Annotated in this window: 13 protein-coding genes; 5 read left to right on the top strand and 8 right to left on the bottom strand. The window is 38.2% G+C overall.

Annotated features, from left to right (window positions below; translation table 11 throughout):
* The first annotated feature begins 50 nt into the window (after positions 1–50).
* Complete coding sequence (locus DSM106972_RS02420) at positions 51–674, top strand: hypothetical protein (protein ID WP_127078474.1); 624 nt, start codon at positions 51–53, stop codon at positions 672–674.
* Between the two features lie 22 nt (positions 675–696).
* Here the strand turns inward: DSM106972_RS02420 and DSM106972_RS02425 are convergent, their stop codons facing one another.
* Genes DSM106972_RS02425 through DSM106972_RS02435 form a run of 3 tightly spaced genes read right to left on the bottom strand, consistent with a single transcriptional unit; the run spans position 697 to position 2120 of the window.
* Positions 697–1350 carry a response regulator gene (locus tag DSM106972_RS02425; RefSeq protein ID WP_127078476.1) on the bottom strand — a complete coding sequence of 218 codons (654 nt, stop codon included), beginning with the start codon at positions 1348–1350 and terminating at the stop codon, positions 697–699.
* 30 nt (positions 1351–1380) lie between these two features.
* Positions 1381–1857: a GUN4 domain-containing protein gene (locus tag DSM106972_RS02430; RefSeq protein WP_158632752.1), complete on the bottom strand. Its 477-nt coding sequence runs from the start codon at positions 1855–1857 to the stop codon at positions 1381–1383.
* A gap of 2 nt (positions 1858–1859) precedes the next feature.
* Complete coding sequence (locus DSM106972_RS02435) at positions 1860–2120, bottom strand: hypothetical protein (RefSeq protein WP_127078480.1); 261 nt, start codon at positions 2118–2120, stop codon at positions 1860–1862.
* A gap of 570 nt (positions 2121–2690) precedes the next feature.
* Between DSM106972_RS02435 and DSM106972_RS02440 the strand changes: the two genes are divergently transcribed.
* Together DSM106972_RS02440 and hetR are read left to right on the top strand one after the other, a co-directional pair.
* Positions 2691–4805 carry an EamA family transporter gene (locus tag DSM106972_RS02440; protein WP_127078482.1) on the top strand — a complete coding sequence of 705 codons (2115 nt, stop codon included), beginning with the start codon at positions 2691–2693 and terminating at the stop codon, positions 4803–4805.
* A gap of 584 nt (positions 4806–5389) precedes the next feature.
* The gene (hetR, locus tag DSM106972_RS02445; protein WP_127078484.1) at positions 5390–6289 is read left to right on the top strand and encodes a heterocyst differentiation master regulator HetR; all 900 of its coding nucleotides are present in this window, start codon (positions 5390–5392) and stop codon (positions 6287–6289) included.
* Positions 6290–6431: 142 nt separating this feature from the next.
* On the opposite strand, the gene DSM106972_RS02450 is transcribed toward hetR, so the two are convergent.
* The 5 genes from DSM106972_RS02450 to DSM106972_RS02470 form a co-directional block, all read right to left on the bottom strand.
* Positions 6432–7517, bottom strand: a complete 1086-nt coding sequence (locus DSM106972_RS02450; protein WP_127078487.1) for an AI-2E family transporter — start codon at positions 7515–7517, stop codon at positions 6432–6434.
* Between the two features lie 56 nt (positions 7518–7573).
* On the bottom strand, positions 7574–8302 hold the full coding sequence (locus tag DSM106972_RS02455; protein WP_127078489.1) for a molybdopterin-dependent oxidoreductase: 729 nt from the start codon (positions 8300–8302) through the stop codon (positions 7574–7576).
* Positions 8303–8308: 6 nt separating this feature from the next.
* Positions 8309–8902 (bottom strand): cytochrome b/b6 domain-containing protein, encoded by a 594-nt coding sequence (locus tag DSM106972_RS02460; protein WP_127078491.1) that lies wholly within the window; start codon positions 8900–8902, stop codon positions 8309–8311.
* A gap of 200 nt (positions 8903–9102) precedes the next feature.
* Positions 9103–9297, bottom strand: coding sequence for a HetP family heterocyst commitment protein (locus DSM106972_RS02465; protein WP_051043899.1), 195 nt, complete (start codon positions 9295–9297; stop codon positions 9103–9105).
* A gap of 796 nt (positions 9298–10093) precedes the next feature.
* Complete coding sequence (locus DSM106972_RS02470) at positions 10094–11587, bottom strand: sensor histidine kinase (RefSeq protein ID WP_127078493.1); 1494 nt, start codon at positions 11585–11587, stop codon at positions 10094–10096.
* Positions 11588–12085: 498 nt separating this feature from the next.
* Here DSM106972_RS02470 and DSM106972_RS02475 point away from each other — a divergent pair, with 498 nt between their 5' ends.
* Both DSM106972_RS02475 and DSM106972_RS02480 read left to right on the top strand, forming a co-directional pair.
* Positions 12086–14077 (top strand): AAA-like domain-containing protein, encoded by a 1992-nt coding sequence (locus DSM106972_RS02475; protein ID WP_127078495.1) that lies wholly within the window; start codon positions 12086–12088, stop codon positions 14075–14077.
* A 90-nt stretch (positions 14078–14167) separates the two neighbouring features.
* Positions 14168–14603 (top strand): IS607 family transposase (locus DSM106972_RS02480; RefSeq protein WP_233787860.1); only part of this gene is annotated, 436 nt, incomplete at its 3' end.

Below are 14603 nucleotides of genomic sequence, written 5' to 3' on the forward strand. Positions count from 1 at the left end.
TAAGAATTAAGTTGCAAGTCTGCATATACAAAACTATTAATTTTTTAACGATGAGATTCAAATTCTTTACTTACTTGACACTTAGCTCGGTTTTGCTTTCTACTTTAACGATAAGTAATCAAGAACTAGTACGAGCATCTATAGTTCAGATGGCAACAAAAAGCTCAATCTCAACAAGTACAGTCAACGAAAATAAGCTAATTACGGAAATAGCAAATTTAGAAGTGCAAATAGTACTTTTAAAGTCAAGGTATACAACGAACTCTTCACAAGTTACAAGTGCAAATAAAAAGCTCCAAAATTTGCGACAACAATTAAAATCAAATAGTCAAAATATTTTAAATTCAGCCATCTCTAAAGCAATTAAAGAAAAAATAGCTGAATTAGAAGTAGAGCGAGTAGTCAAAGCTACTGCTTATGTAGAACATAGTCCTGTTCTCATGGTACTGGCAGAAGATATTAAAGGTTTACGTCAACGCTTTGCACAAATTCAACCTCAAAATTCTCAAGCTGTAGTTAATCGCACGGTGTCGCAGTCAATCCAAAATAAAATATCACAATTGAGAGTACAAAGAGCAAAACTACAAAACGTTTATTCTCGTGATAGCGCTAATATCGGCGCCATAAATGAACAAATTCAGCATTTAGAAAAACGTCTAGCATTGCTTAAGTAAAACACACCAAGTTGCTTATATATTAAACCAAGCCGTTACGAAGTGCGACAACCGCAGCTTGTACTCGGTCATTCACAGATAATTTCTTCATGAGATTTTTTATATAAGTCTTAATGGTGTTTGGACTTAGAAATAATTTTGCCGCAATTTCTGTATTACTCATTCCATCTACAATTAAACGCAAAATTTCTAGTTCTCTTGCCGAAAGCTCTGGTATGGAATCTTTTGGAGAAGGTGGTTTAAGATGTTCCAAAACTTGACGTGCAATTTGTGGGTCGAGATAAACTGCACCTTCTTGTACTGCTGCAAGTGCAACTAGTAACCCATTCATTGTAGTTCCTTTAATGCAGTAAGCATCGGCGCCACTACTAAGAGCTGCGATAATTTCTATTTCTGATTTGTGTGACGTTAGTACTACTACTCGCACATCAGGAAGTATCTTTTTTATCTCCTGTGTCGCTGCTATTCCATCTAAACGGGGTAGTCCCACGTCCATTACAATTAAATCGGGTTGTAACTGTTTTGACATCTCAATTGCAGCATAACCATGTTCTGCAACACCAATTACTTCTATATTAGGTTGGGAGTCTAAATACTGCTTTAACCCCAACCGCATTATTAAATCATCTTCAACGATTAATACTTTGATTGGTAATATGGCAATATTTGTAAACATTTTTGCTCCCAATGGTGAGTTACAACTGAATTAAAAGCTTTCTTCTAAGCATTGTATGAGTTTCGGCGCCAGTGTTGCAGCCCAACCGATGGCTATATCATCTCCTGTTTTATAGAATGGTGCGGCAGGTAAATGTCCAGTGGGAGCTTGTAAGTTAAATTGAAGTTGGGGGTATCGTTGCCAGTTACCTTTTGGGCGCCATCCCACTGCATTACTAAATTTAATGTAGTCTTGTTGTGTATTATCCCAAATACGACTTTGCACGGTAAAACCAAAGCGTGTACTACTGTAGTAAGTCCATAAGTAATCTATTGTGTCTAGGTCACTACAGGGAAAACTAGCAAAATCTTCTTCTCTAAGCCATCCTGCATCTACACGTCGCGATATTTTTAACATTAGCGCTCTTGTTTCTTCGTCTGCTTGGCGCCACATTTTCGATGCTAATAATTTGGCTAGGCTATCGTAATTTACACCTACATCGCTGATTAATTGATGTGTAATGCCCATATCTATAATTTTTGATTTCCTTGGTTTGGGTACTCGCGCGTTGGTAGTAGTCCCCATGCTTCTGCGTCTGCTGCCCAGTTGCGAAATATTTTTTGTTTAGCAAAAGCATTCGCAAAGCGCCAATTGTATACTCGTTTCCATGCGCTTGACCATTGCGCTGTTTCGTCTGCTGCTTGAAGCGCGCGTATTTCTGCTTCAAGTGATGCTGCGTGCTTTTGCATTATGGCTTCGATGTCTCGAAAGTGGTCGTCTGGTTGCCGCATGGAGTAAGTGTTTGTGTTGAGACTTAGAGACTTCAAAATAAAAAATCTTTAAAATTTTCTTGTGGGGTGGGCATCCTTGCCCGCCTATAGGACTGGAACGGGCAGGGATGCCCATTCCACAATTGCTGGATGCCCATTCCACAATTGCTGGTTAATTAAGTTTTTGGAAATCCCTTACTAAATATAACTTGCTGTACAGGCGCCTACGTTCATCGCTTTGTTGATAAATTTGTAAACTTATTTATAGGGGTAAAGCCTGAGTAGGTTTGTAGGCTAGCAAACATTATTTTATATTCAGTAAGTTTTGAGAATATCACTTTTTGCTTCTAAAACCTATATTTAATAAGCTTTACAGGGCTTTTTATGACTATGGTTAATTGCAAATACTGGTATTAATTATTTATCAGTAAATAAATTAATGAATATTTAATGATTTTTTTTTATCAGAAAAAATATGGTATGTTGCCAAAATTGGATTTATTGTTTGGGCTTTATCTGACACAATAGTTCCATAAAACTACGAACGAATAACTGCTTACTCTTCCACAACAGACCAGAGGTGTAGAACTAATGGGTCAGTCTGAGAACAATATAAATGTAAATCACCGAGAAAATAACTCGGCGCCACAATTAGATGCTTCGCTCGAAGCAACGATAAACGCACAGAAAACTGTGCAAAAATTAACTGGTGAGCTTGAACTTCTTCAATCAAACGTTCTCAACTCCTTGCAGGAAGATGTGAAGCGTCTAGTTGAGGAAAAGCGTCAGCTAACTGATGATGTTCAAAAGCTCTCTGTACAAAAGAATAATTTACAGTCCTCGCAAATTGAACAGCAGCAACAGGTATTAATTCGACAATTAGTACAAGTTCTTGCCAACCACGTCTCGATTCAATTGCAGTCGTCGTTAGAACAGTTGTTTGAGTCGGCTATAGTGCGTGTGTCAAAGAATAATACTATACAGCCTTATACTGAAACACAAATTACCGCGAATCCGGATTCTGATGTTGATAATTTAATAGCTTCGCTCAAAGCTGCGGTTACAAGTACCTTTGAAGAACTACAAAGTGAGTTAAAAAATTACCAAAGCAGTTTTTCTGTGCAGCTTTCCCGGATGTATAGCGAACAGGAACAAGGTGAAGCTATTTTAGCTGAGTTAGTATACCGTCTCCGCAACGAACTTGATGCGGCGCCTCAAAATGTCGATAATACAGTCGAGGAGTTTGCCTCGGTTGAATTATCTGAAGCACTTGAAAATCCCGAAACTGCCGAATTTTACACTCTTAATAATATAGATATAAATGCACCTGAGAGCCAATTAGAAACTCAACAAGGTACAAATGAACCACCTCGTAATCAGTTTCCTAATACTGTTATTCCTAACCCTGTAACACGCGCTCAAGTTGAAGCTTCCCTAGAACCTGTTGAAAATACAGAATTTGTCGAATCACAACCCCAAGAATCTGTAGAAAGAGTCAAATTATTGAGACCTCAAGAATCTTCACTACCTGAAACTCCTGTTGTTGAAACAATTGTACCTACGCCAATTCCAACTCCAAGTATACGTCGAAGACGTGTTGAAGCTAGAAGGCCACAGACCCCACCTGAAGTGGAAGTGAACAGTCGAGAACTTCCTGCTTCGCTTCGGGCTGGGTTTATACTGATTATGCTATCGGTTGTTGCTTCTGCGCTGTATAACGTTTCTGTGAAAGCGATGTTCTTCCAAAAATCGCAAATTTTTGGAGTTTTTGATGTCCAGCAGCTTATCGTTCCAACCCTTGGTAATTGTTTTTTAATTTTGATGCTGCGAATGTTGGTGGTCGTACCGCTAATGTTGGTAATGGCGCCTATTATGCATCAAGGTATTTGGAATGATATTAGAGGTTTAGTAGATTCATTACGTAATAATAAAGGTTCTGCACCTAATGCTACACCAATGCCACGGGCTATTACTAAGCAAGTGTTGGTGCTATCGCTGATTAGTGGGTTTTTCTTGTTTTTGTCCCAGGTGCTAATTTACTTGGCTATTGGTCAAGTTGCCACGGGTGTCGCAATTTCGCTTTTCTTTATTTACCCTGTCATTAGTGGTTTCTTTGGCTGGTTAATATTTAGGAGTGACCGTGAACGTCCTACTTTGTCACGAGTTAGCGCTATTGCTTGTATTTGCTTTGGTCAGTTACTTGTTTTAGGTTCTAATACGTCGAACCCAAATATATCGTTCGGAAGTACTGCTGCGATTGTTTCGGGTGTGACTTTTGCTATTTATATTGTCTTAACTCGTATTTGTGCTGCACGCTTACATCCTGTTTCGTTTACTTTGCTTAACTTTACTACGATGTTGCTGCTATGCTTCGTGGCTTTAATTATTCCGCTACCCGCTAATATCGGTGTACAAGTTAATAACACCAATTTTCTTGAACTTATTCTCAGCGCTTTTATTTTAGGTGTGTTAACCTTAGCTGGATACGTGCTTAACAACCTTGGTATCCGTAAATTTGGCGCCATCCGCTCTGCGCTCATTGGCGCCTGTGTCCCAGCTTTGACGGTGCTTTTCGCCGGGTTGATAATTCAAGAAAACTTGGAACTTATTCAAGTTATAGGCGTTCTAGTTGTGACAGTCGGCGCCGCTGCTTTCAACTTAGAGAAAATACGTAATCGCTCTAGAAGTTCCAGAACTACCGCTTAAACCAATGAATATCATTATCAGGATGACTATGTATCTATTGGGACATTATTTTTGGTGTTGATAGTGGTAGTATTCATGCAAACTTTAAATAAAACCGTTATTTGTGTAATCCGTGACATGTACTGTACACCTTAAGTTTACACAAGCGATTTTTATTTGAATAAAGTAAAAATTATTATATCGAGCGTGCCACTAAGGAGTACTCTAGATGCCAGAAGATGTTTTGTAAAAAAAATATCATCTGGTACTGTTACCAATTTTCGCTCGTTAGACGAAAATCTGGTGTAAAAGAGTATTTGTGGATGTAGTTATAATAGTTTCACCCATAAATACCCTTGAAGACAGAGTAATTTTAGCCAAAAGCTTTGCTCATAAAGTCTTGAAGGAAATCACAACAGAGGAGAGGAGTTTTATATATTTACCAGAAAATACGGATGAAAAGTTGATTAAGACTACCAATAATACCGAGATTTGAAGCATAATAAATTATCGTTCATTGAACACATTGCTTCATTGTCGGGTGTATACTACTTACTTTCGATCTAACTTATAACCTGTAAACGTGCTATTCAACTGTCTGTAATATGAGTAACGACATCGATCTGATCAAAAGTCTCAGCCCCAGCGCGATGGATCAGATCATGCTTTATCTGGCTTTTAGTGCCATGCGGACGAGTGGGCACAGACATGGGGCGTTTCTAGATGCAGCCGCGACCGCAGCAAAATGTGCAATTTACATGACTTATCTTGAGCAGGGACAAAACCTGCGGATGACAGGACATTTGCACCACCTCGAACCAAAACGAGTTAAGGCAATTGTCGAAGAAGTTAGACAAGCGCTAACAGAAGGTAAATTGCTGAAGATGCTCGGTTCGCAAGAGCCACGCTATCTAATTCAGTTGCCTTATGTCTGGATGGAGAAGTACCCCTGGCAACCAGGACGTTCGAGAATTCCAGGTACTAGTTTAACGAGCGAAGAAAAACGGCAAATTGAGCAGAAATTGCCCGATAACCTACCCGACGCTCAACTAATTAGTTCATTTGAATTCTTAGAATTAATTGAGTTTCTCCATAAACGCTCGCAAGAAGACCTGCCAGCACAACATCAAATGCTGTTGAGTGAAGCCTTGGCGGAGCATATCAAGCGTCGTTTACTGTACTCTGGTACGGTAACGCGAATCGATTCGCCTTGGGGTATGCCTTTCTATGCTCTAACTCGTCCATTTTATGCACCCGCTGATGACCAAGAGCGGACTTATATCATGGTGGAAGATACCGCTCGGTATTTCCGCATGATGCGTGATTGGGCAGAACGTCGTCCTAATGCTATGCGCGTTTTGGAAGAACTTGATATTCCTTCTGAACGTATTAAGCAAGCTATCGAAGAATTAGATGAGGTTATCCGTGCTTGGGCTGATAAATATCACCAAGAAAACGGTGTTCCAATGGTTTTACAAATGGTGTTCGGCAATAAAGAAGACTAATATTTAATCCCAACAAGATTGGTATTGGTTTTTCTAATAAAAATACTAATTAATAAGAATCCATGTCGAATCCACCAAATGGTGGATTTGTCAATAGGATTGTAATTTTTTAGTCTAATTATTTTATTTACTTATAAATCAATCATTCTGGTGCAGAATCTGTTGTTAACATCGAGGGTGCATCTCCCTCAACTGCATTAGTTTTATCGACCCATCCTTTTAGAGCATCATTAATTACACCCGCAACAGGGACGGCAATTAGTAGTCCTAATAATCCACCGACGTAAGTACCAACAAGTAGCGAAGTTAATACCCATATTGGACGTAACCCAGTAAAACTACCTAAAAGACGAGGTGCCACAGCTTGGTCGATTAATTGGTCGATGACAACAGAAACAGCTAATACTCTTGCTGCCAACCAAATATCATGGGATGCAATAATTAAGGTGATAACCGCAAGGCTAACAACATCACCAAACGGGATTAAGCTTAAAACACCTATTCCTAAACCGAACACTAAACCGAATGGGACTTGTAGAACAAGAAATACCACTGTTAGCGATACTCCCATCAACACAGCTAAAGCGACTTGCCCGATTAAATAGTTTCGGAAATTTTGCTGGAATGATTCCTGTAATTTGACGGCAAAGCTAGTTGGCAATTTTTTAAATATCCCATCCCAGATACGGGCGCCGTCACTCAAAAGGTAAAATGTAAACACGACGGTCACTAAAGCTTCAGAAACACTATCAATAGCTTCAACTGCAAAAGTAAAAAGTCGGTTGCCAAAAAATTCTACTTCCGAAGGTAATTTATCGGTTAATTCTGTGGCAATTCTGCTAAAATCTACGTCAAAACCACGATTTGCTGCCCAACTATTTGCTGTTAGTAACTTTTGCTGTCCAGAGTCTATCCATTCTGGAATGACTTTTGTCATTTCGTTAAACTGTTCATAACCTAGCGGTAATATAGTCACACCTAGGGTAAATATAAGTAACAAAGCAGAAATAAATACGATTCCAACAGCATACCCACGTTTGACACCACGAGCATGAAGTATTGATACCGGAAAGTTTAATATAAACGCCAGTAGCGAAGCTAGTACAATTGTTGTAATTATCGGTTTAAAATAATCAAAAACGCGAAAAGCTAACCACCCATTCAAAAACACTAACGGAAACAGCAGCGTGATTATCAATAATTGTACTAGTCGATTCAGCGAATTCATATTTTTCTAAATTTGAAACAAATTTTGTAGAGACGTGATATATCACGTCTCTACATTTATAATCCTGCAAACCATTCGTAACCTTGGTCTTCCCAGTATCCTTTGTAGCGGGATAAATTACTGACTAAACTTATTTGAGTTACCCATTTGCTTTGCTTATAACCAAGTTTAACTGGTGACGCTAACCGTAGAGGCGCCCCGTTATCTATTGGTAATGGTTCGCCGTTTTTTTGATAAGCTAGTAATGTTTGTGGGTGTACAGAGGAAGCAATATCCCAACTTGAATAATATTTGTCTGCGGATATAAAATATGCGTATTTGACATTTTCTTTTGGTTGTGCTAAGGCTATAATATCACGTAGACGCACACCTGCCCATTGCACGATTGCCGCCCACCCCTCTACACAAACATGACGGATAATCATTGAAGTTAGGGGCAGCTTTTGTATTTCTGCCATGCTCAAGCTTAAGGGATTATTTACATCTCCATCTACTACCAAACGGTAGTTTTCGACATCGATAATTGGTGTATTACGAAAAGTATTGACGATTAGTGCTTTATTGTCGATTTCTGACACCGAGAATTCGGGTACGAGTTTTTGCGGTTTCAGTCCAAAAATAAATGATTCGACTTTTTGATTCAACGGTTCGGAGATTGCACCTGCGACATCTTCAAACAATGGTGAACCACAACCCGAAAGTAGTAGACTGGCACCTGATATTCCTGATATCGTTAAAAACTGGCGCCGTGTTAATTTGAGACTCGGTGTATGAATTAGACCCATAGTGAATTACCAAAACATTGATTCTGTAAATTCTGTGCCACCAACTTTACGCGCTAAGTACGAGTGGACAAACGCGAAAATTATTACGAGTGGTACTGTAGCAAAATGAACTATACGCAAAGCTTGCCAACTTCCAAAAAAGTCTACTATCCAAGGAAATTGAGCAGGTTTGTACATTCCGATTCCAGTAAATATCGCAAATAAAAGGATAGGAATGATACTAGTGTAGGCGATTCGATGCCAAGCAAATGTTAAACGTTTGGGGTTTTGACTTTTTTGCAATGCTTTGATGTCTAGTAATCCTACATAACGATGGCGCCAGCGTCGAGTCACTAAAACAAAAATACCATACCAGAGTAAATTCAGAGAAAAGACCCACATTGCCGCAAAGTGCCAATGTCTACCACCAGCTAACCAACCTCCCAAGGCAAAAATTGGAGGAATATGTAAACCTGCACGTCCTCCAAATACTGGGTTGGCGTTATAAATTTGTAGTCCACTGGTAAGCATGGTTAATAAACTCACGATGTTTATCCAGTGGAATACTTTTGCCGCAATAGCAATTTTGGGAATTTTCTGTGGTTTCGGTAGGGTGGTCATAGTCACTATAGAAAAAAGCCATTAAAAAGGTGGGATGTATACCCACCTATATTAATACCATTATTTCTGTACTAACCAATTGGCGTTTAGTGACTGTCAAGCTAGCTTGTACCAGTTCCAAATGTGGACTTTGTAATGATTTTAATTTTGTGCTTATTTGTTATGTTTTCGGTCTTCTCACATTTTGGCATCAAGAACACTCAAGTTCTACTATTTGTCAAACTTGCATTTTCTCTATCAATTTGATAATTATCTTTGAGCAATCGTATGTAAGTACGGTAAGGAATATAATGCAAGGGGTCATACCCATTAAAACGTAGGATAAGAACACAAGCCCAAGAGTACTTACCAGCGATAATTGCCTTGATAACTTCTTCAATCTGCTTTTTATTCATGGCTTGAATAACTCAATTTCAAAATGATTTAGTCTTTTGAGCCATAGGGAACTTTTTTTATCTCATTCACAGTGTATATATCGATTGCATCTGTATTTCACTATTTTTTAAAAAAAACGTGAAACATTTATGAAGTTTTTGTAAAGTTATGTCCGTTGTCATTTTTATTATCAAAATAATTACTTACAATACCCCTTTTTAATGATGTGATTTTTAGATTTTTTTTATTATATACAAAACCAATATAAAGTTATTCTAGTCAGCTAATTACTTACTGCTCTAAAAAAAGAAAACTCTCTGTGTATAAGCATTATAGCGATTTACTAAGCTCCTAGTAGTAATATCTAATTCTTACTACTGAGATTATAATTGTTATCTATTTCACAAAGAAAAATGTGAATATACTATATACTTAAGTATTGACTAGCTAAAGACTTGATTAAAAATAATACTTCTATATCAATGAAAATAACTATCATTATTGGCATTTTTTGCAACATTGACTGAAATATTGTAATTTCAACTTGTAACTATATAGTCACTTGAAGTTCTGTCATAAGTACTAACATAAAATAGACCATTAGGAGTATAAGCAATTTAATTTTGCTTGTACGATGCAGCAGCAGATATCATGCTAGTTGAATTATTAGCAATGCCAAGAATACAAATAATAAAAACTAAATATCAAGCAATTAACTTTCATCAAATAAAAAGGGGTTACAACCCTCTTTTAGATAGTTGAAATTTACAGTTAAAATCATTATTATGCGAATATCGTAAAAATTTTTAGTCATATTTAAAAGTTAGCGTGCTTTTTGATATCGGCATTATGTCTACCAGACGTGTAAATTTCAATGACAAATTCTGTTCCATGTCCTAATTGAGAATTGCAACGAATTTTACCACGATGGTTTTGTTCAATAATTTGCTTGCTAATGGCTAGTCCTAGTCCCATACTTTTAGCAATGGGTTTTGTTGTAAAAAATGGTTCAAACATGCGTCGCTGTATATGAGGAAGAATACCCGTCCCGTTATCGTAGATGTGTATTAAGACTTTTTGTTTTTGCTTATTAGATAGGACAGAGGTATTACTTAGTAATGATAAATGACTTTGTACTACCTCTGTACTAATCCAAATTTTGGGCATGAAAGAGTTATCATAGTTCAAACGTTCTTCTAGTGCTTCGATGGCATTTGTGAGGAGTGATATAAAAACTTGATTTATCTCACTAGGTAGACATTCGACGAGTGGAATATCTCCAAATTCTTTGACGACTTCAATTCCAGGTCGATTTGGCTGTTGTTTGAGACGATGCTGTAAAATTGCGATGGCGCCTGAGATTGTATGATTTAAATTGATTTTCTTGATTTGACTATCGTCATCAGAAAAGTTGTGCAGTGCAGAAACTATTTTTTGAAGTTGTTCTGAACCTGCTTGTAGCGACCATAGTAATTTAATAAAGTCGGTTTTAATAAAGTTGGTATCGAGAGACTGAAGAAAAGTAGGTAGTGTAGCTGGGGGTGTTGGGTAGTAATGTTCGTAATGTTCGAGCAATTGTATTAAATCTTCAGCGTATTGACTTGCAGAGTATAGAGCGTTGAAGATAAATTCAACTGGATCTCGAATTTCTTTGACTAAATCGACGATTAGTTCTCCAAGTGTGGCTATTTTTTCAGAAGAGAGCAACTGCTGCTGAATTTGTTCAATATATAAGCTTTGATGGTCGATTTGTTGTAGATATTGGTTTGCTTGCGTTTCGACGCGGTTGCGTGCTTCGGTTTCAGCTTGTAGTTTTGTTAAAAGTTGAGCTTGTTGAATTGCAACACTAATTTCTCGTGCAATTAATTTAAGGATGCTGCATTCCTGTTGTTCGCAACTTAGCAAGGAGCAACCATTCGCAATTAATATTCCCCAAAGAACACGCTCTTTGGTTGAGGCGCCTGAGATACTAAAGTTAGGTGTAAAAATTGGTACAGCGATTGAGTGATTACTGTTTGTATGATTGAGGTTAGGGGAGGAAATTAAAGAATTTGGAGCAACTGTTGAGTCGTTGCCATGAATAGAATAAATTACGATTTGTTGCGTATCCAAAAACTGTTGTAACTTTTCAGCGATAGCTTGTAAAGTCGTTGCAAGTTCTGATGCTGGGTTTGTATCGATGATTTGAGTGACTTGTTTGAGTAATTCGCATGACTGGTTGCTGTTTAAAAGGGTTTGGAGTGGTGGTAATTGTTGGGGTTGAAAATCAACCTCAATAAAATTATGGGTGGCTGGTTCTTCAATGTGCATAGCTGCTGTACGATGGTTCAAGTATCTTGTAGCTCTACGCGGTCAATTCACCCTGACTGTAAACTTACACTCATTGCTGCGCGCATTAATTGTTAACGACTATTACCAATCGTGTACTTAAGTTGTTTGGACGTAAACTGAAAAATGTAATCAATCTCATTACCTTCCACACACGCTTCAAAAAAAAAACAAAAAAAAGACTACATTAAATTCGCTATATGTTCCAAGTAATGGCAAAATGAAGTATACATGTTTACATAAAATAAGATTAAACCTATTAATAGACTCGTCTGGCTAGTTTTGTAAGTGTCTGTAAGCTAACGAGGACAAATGTTTCATAAATTAGTAAAAAAGTCAATACCTAACTGTAGTTTCTTGAACAAAAGCGCTTGTTGGTTCTCGAAGCTGAGGCTACATAAATACTTAGCAGTATTTTTAAGTTCATAGATAAAAACTTATCAAATCCATTTATAATCACCGTTCTCAACTAAATGACTGATGACAATTGAAGAAGTTTTACAGCTAGTAAAAGCAAGCTTTCCCAATGGTTTAACTCCACTTCAAGAACTTGTGTTGCGCGCTTCATGGGAAGGTAAAACTTATACAAGTATCGCACTAGAAGCGCACTACGGAGAAGAACGAGTTAGAAAAGTTGCTTCCTCTTTATGGCAATCTTTGAGCGATTTGTGGGAGGAACCAATTCAGAAATCCAACTTTCGTCAATTATTAGAAGCGCGCGGATTGAATAAGAAGCAGCAGCAAACCATTGCTTTGTTTAGTCGTGCGGTAATACCTATAACGTTAGAATTTCCGAATGGTCCGGTATCACTTGATTCACCATTTTATATTAATCGTCCGCCGATTGAGGAAGTTGCTTGCACTCAAATTACCGAATCAGGAGGAGCAATATGTATAAAAGCAGCCAAAAAAATGGGTAAAAGTTCGCTGGTACTGAGAATTTTGGCACATGCGAACGATGTTGGTTATCAGACTGTGAGTTTAGATTTTCAGCAAGCGGACACAGCAGTATGTACCAATATTGACAAGTTTTTACGCTGGTTTTGTGCTAACGTCAGTCGAGAGTTAGGAATTTCTTCGGAGTTAGATAATTATTGGGATAAAGACATGGGTAGCAAAATTAGCTGCTCGATTTATTTTCAGGATTATTTGCTAGCTCCGTTAAAACATCCTGTGGTATTGGTGCTGAATGAAGTAGATATAGTGCTAGAGTATCCGGAAATCGCCAGAGATTTTTTACCGTTGTTACGTTCGTGGTACGAGCAGGCAAAATCTCATGATGTCTGGCAGAAACTACGCTTGGTGCTTGTGCATTCAGAGGAAATCATTATCCCGTTGCGTTTGACTGATTCACCGTTTAATATTGGTTTACCAATTAAGCTAAAGCCGTTTACCTTTGAAGAAGTTCAGGTTTTAGCAAAGCTACATGGTTTAGATTGGCATAGCGGAGTAGAAGTTGAAAGTTTGATGGCAATGGTAGGAGGACATCCTTACTTAATTAGGTTGGCTTTATACTATTTGGTTGGACAAGGAGGACTAGCTGGGAATTTACAGAAATTGCTACAACAGGCGCCGACAGATACAGGGATTTATGATGCATATTTGCGTCAATATTTATTATTGTTACGTCAACAACCTGAAATTGCAGCAGCTTTTTATGAGGTAATTACGGCTTCTGCTCCGGTAAAGTTAGAAACAATGGCAGCACAACGTTTAGAAAGTTTAGGATTAGTAAATTTGGAAGGTGAGCGTGCGGTGAGCGCGTGTGAATTATTTCGGCTTTACTTTCTGCCTCAACTTGATTTTAGCCAAAAAACAACGATTACTCGCGTTGAAGCGTTAGAGCGAGAGAACCAGCAGTTGCGATATCGTTCGAGTGTTGACGAACTAACACAGCTTGCAACTCGTCGTTACTTTAATACTTACCTACAAATTGAATGGCAGCGTTATGTTGGCGAAAGCGAAAAAGGTACACTGAATGAAAGAACACCGTTATCATTGATAATATGCGATATCGACTACTTTAAAATCTACAATAAAACCTACGGAGAAACCGCTGGTGATGACTGTTTGCGTCAAATTGCTAGGGTAATTCAGAATGTAGTTAACGATATAGTTGATGATGGCAATAGGTATAATTTGAATGCATCTACTACTGTAAATATGCGGGAGTTGTTCAAGTCGGTATTAGTTGCGCGCTATAGTGGCGAGGAGTTTGCTGTTCTTACCCGTATGGATGCTGTAACAGCAGTTAGTATTGCTGAGAAAATTCGCGCTTTAATTAAAGAACTAGCAATACTTTGTGATTATCCTGGAATCGGAGGACTTCCTGCCAATGTTCTTACCGTCAGTATTGGAGTTGCCAGTATTGTGCCAACAGCACAAACAGAACCTGACAGTATTGTCACATCTGCTGAAAAAGCACTAAATCTTGCAAAACGTCGAGGACGCGATAAAGTCGTTCTTGGCTAAAGGAGTTAAAGATAGGACAACAAATAGTCGAACATACTAGACATACTAAACATTTTAGACTAGACTTAAGAAGTAGTCTAGAAACACGAGATGTCAACAAACTATGTACCACCAAGGGTCGCTGCCTCTAAACTTGGAGTCAGTACCAAAACGCTCGAAAGGTGGCTCGAAGCGGGGAAAATCGAAGGAATCTTCACCCAAGGAGGTCAAAGAAGATACAACCTTGATTCAATTATCCCTATGCGAAGAGGAAATCCCACAGACTCTAGAGCAACCGTACTTTATGCCAGAGTTTCAAGCCGCAGTCAAAAATCTGACCTTGAACAGCAAATTAACTTTCTTAAGTCTCGTTATCCCGATGCAGAAATTATCACCGACATTGGAAGCGGACTCAACTTCAAACGAAAAGGTCTTCAAGCCTTACTGGACAGAGTTCTCTCAAACAATATCAAACTTGTTGTCGTTGCCCACAAAGATAGGCTTTGCCGTTTTGGGTTCGATATTATCTCATGGCTCTGTACTAGGC

The sequence above is a fragment of the Dulcicalothrix desertica PCC 7102 genome, assembly GCF_003991905.1.
GTDB classification, from domain to species: Bacteria; Cyanobacteriota; Cyanobacteriia; order Cyanobacteriales; family Nostocaceae; genus Dulcicalothrix; species Dulcicalothrix desertica.

Coding starts and splice junctions, on each gene's coding strand:
- DSM106972_RS02420 (WP_127078474.1), top strand. CDS start 51: ATGAGATTCAAATTCTTTACTTACTTGACACTTAGCTCGGTTTTGCTT.
- DSM106972_RS02425 (WP_127078476.1), bottom strand. CDS start 1,350: ATGTTTACAAATATTGCCATATTACCAATCAAAGTATTAATCGTTGAA.
- DSM106972_RS02430 (WP_158632752.1), bottom strand. CDS start 1,857: ATGGGCATTACACATCAATTAATCAGCGATGTAGGTGTAAATTACGAT.
- DSM106972_RS02435 (WP_127078480.1), bottom strand. CDS start 2,120: ATGCGGCAACCAGACGACCACTTTCGAGACATCGAAGCCATAATGCAA.
- DSM106972_RS02440 (WP_127078482.1), top strand. CDS start 2,691: ATGGGTCAGTCTGAGAACAATATAAATGTAAATCACCGAGAAAATAAC.
- hetR (WP_127078484.1), top strand. CDS start 5,390: ATGAGTAACGACATCGATCTGATCAAAAGTCTCAGCCCCAGCGCGATG.
- DSM106972_RS02450 (WP_127078487.1), bottom strand. CDS start 7,517: ATGAATTCGCTGAATCGACTAGTACAATTATTGATAATCACGCTGCTG.
- DSM106972_RS02455 (WP_127078489.1), bottom strand. CDS start 8,302: ATGGGTCTAATTCATACACCGAGTCTCAAATTAACACGGCGCCAGTTT.
- DSM106972_RS02460 (WP_127078491.1), bottom strand. CDS start 8,902: ATGACCACCCTACCGAAACCACAGAAAATTCCCAAAATTGCTATTGCG.
- DSM106972_RS02465 (WP_051043899.1), bottom strand. CDS start 9,297: ATGAATAAAAAGCAGATTGAAGAAGTTATCAAGGCAATTATCGCTGGT.
- DSM106972_RS02470 (WP_127078493.1), bottom strand. CDS start 11,587: ATGCACATTGAAGAACCAGCCACCCATAATTTTATTGAGGTTGATTTT.
- DSM106972_RS02475 (WP_127078495.1), top strand. CDS start 12,086: ATGACAATTGAAGAAGTTTTACAGCTAGTAAAAGCAAGCTTTCCCAAT.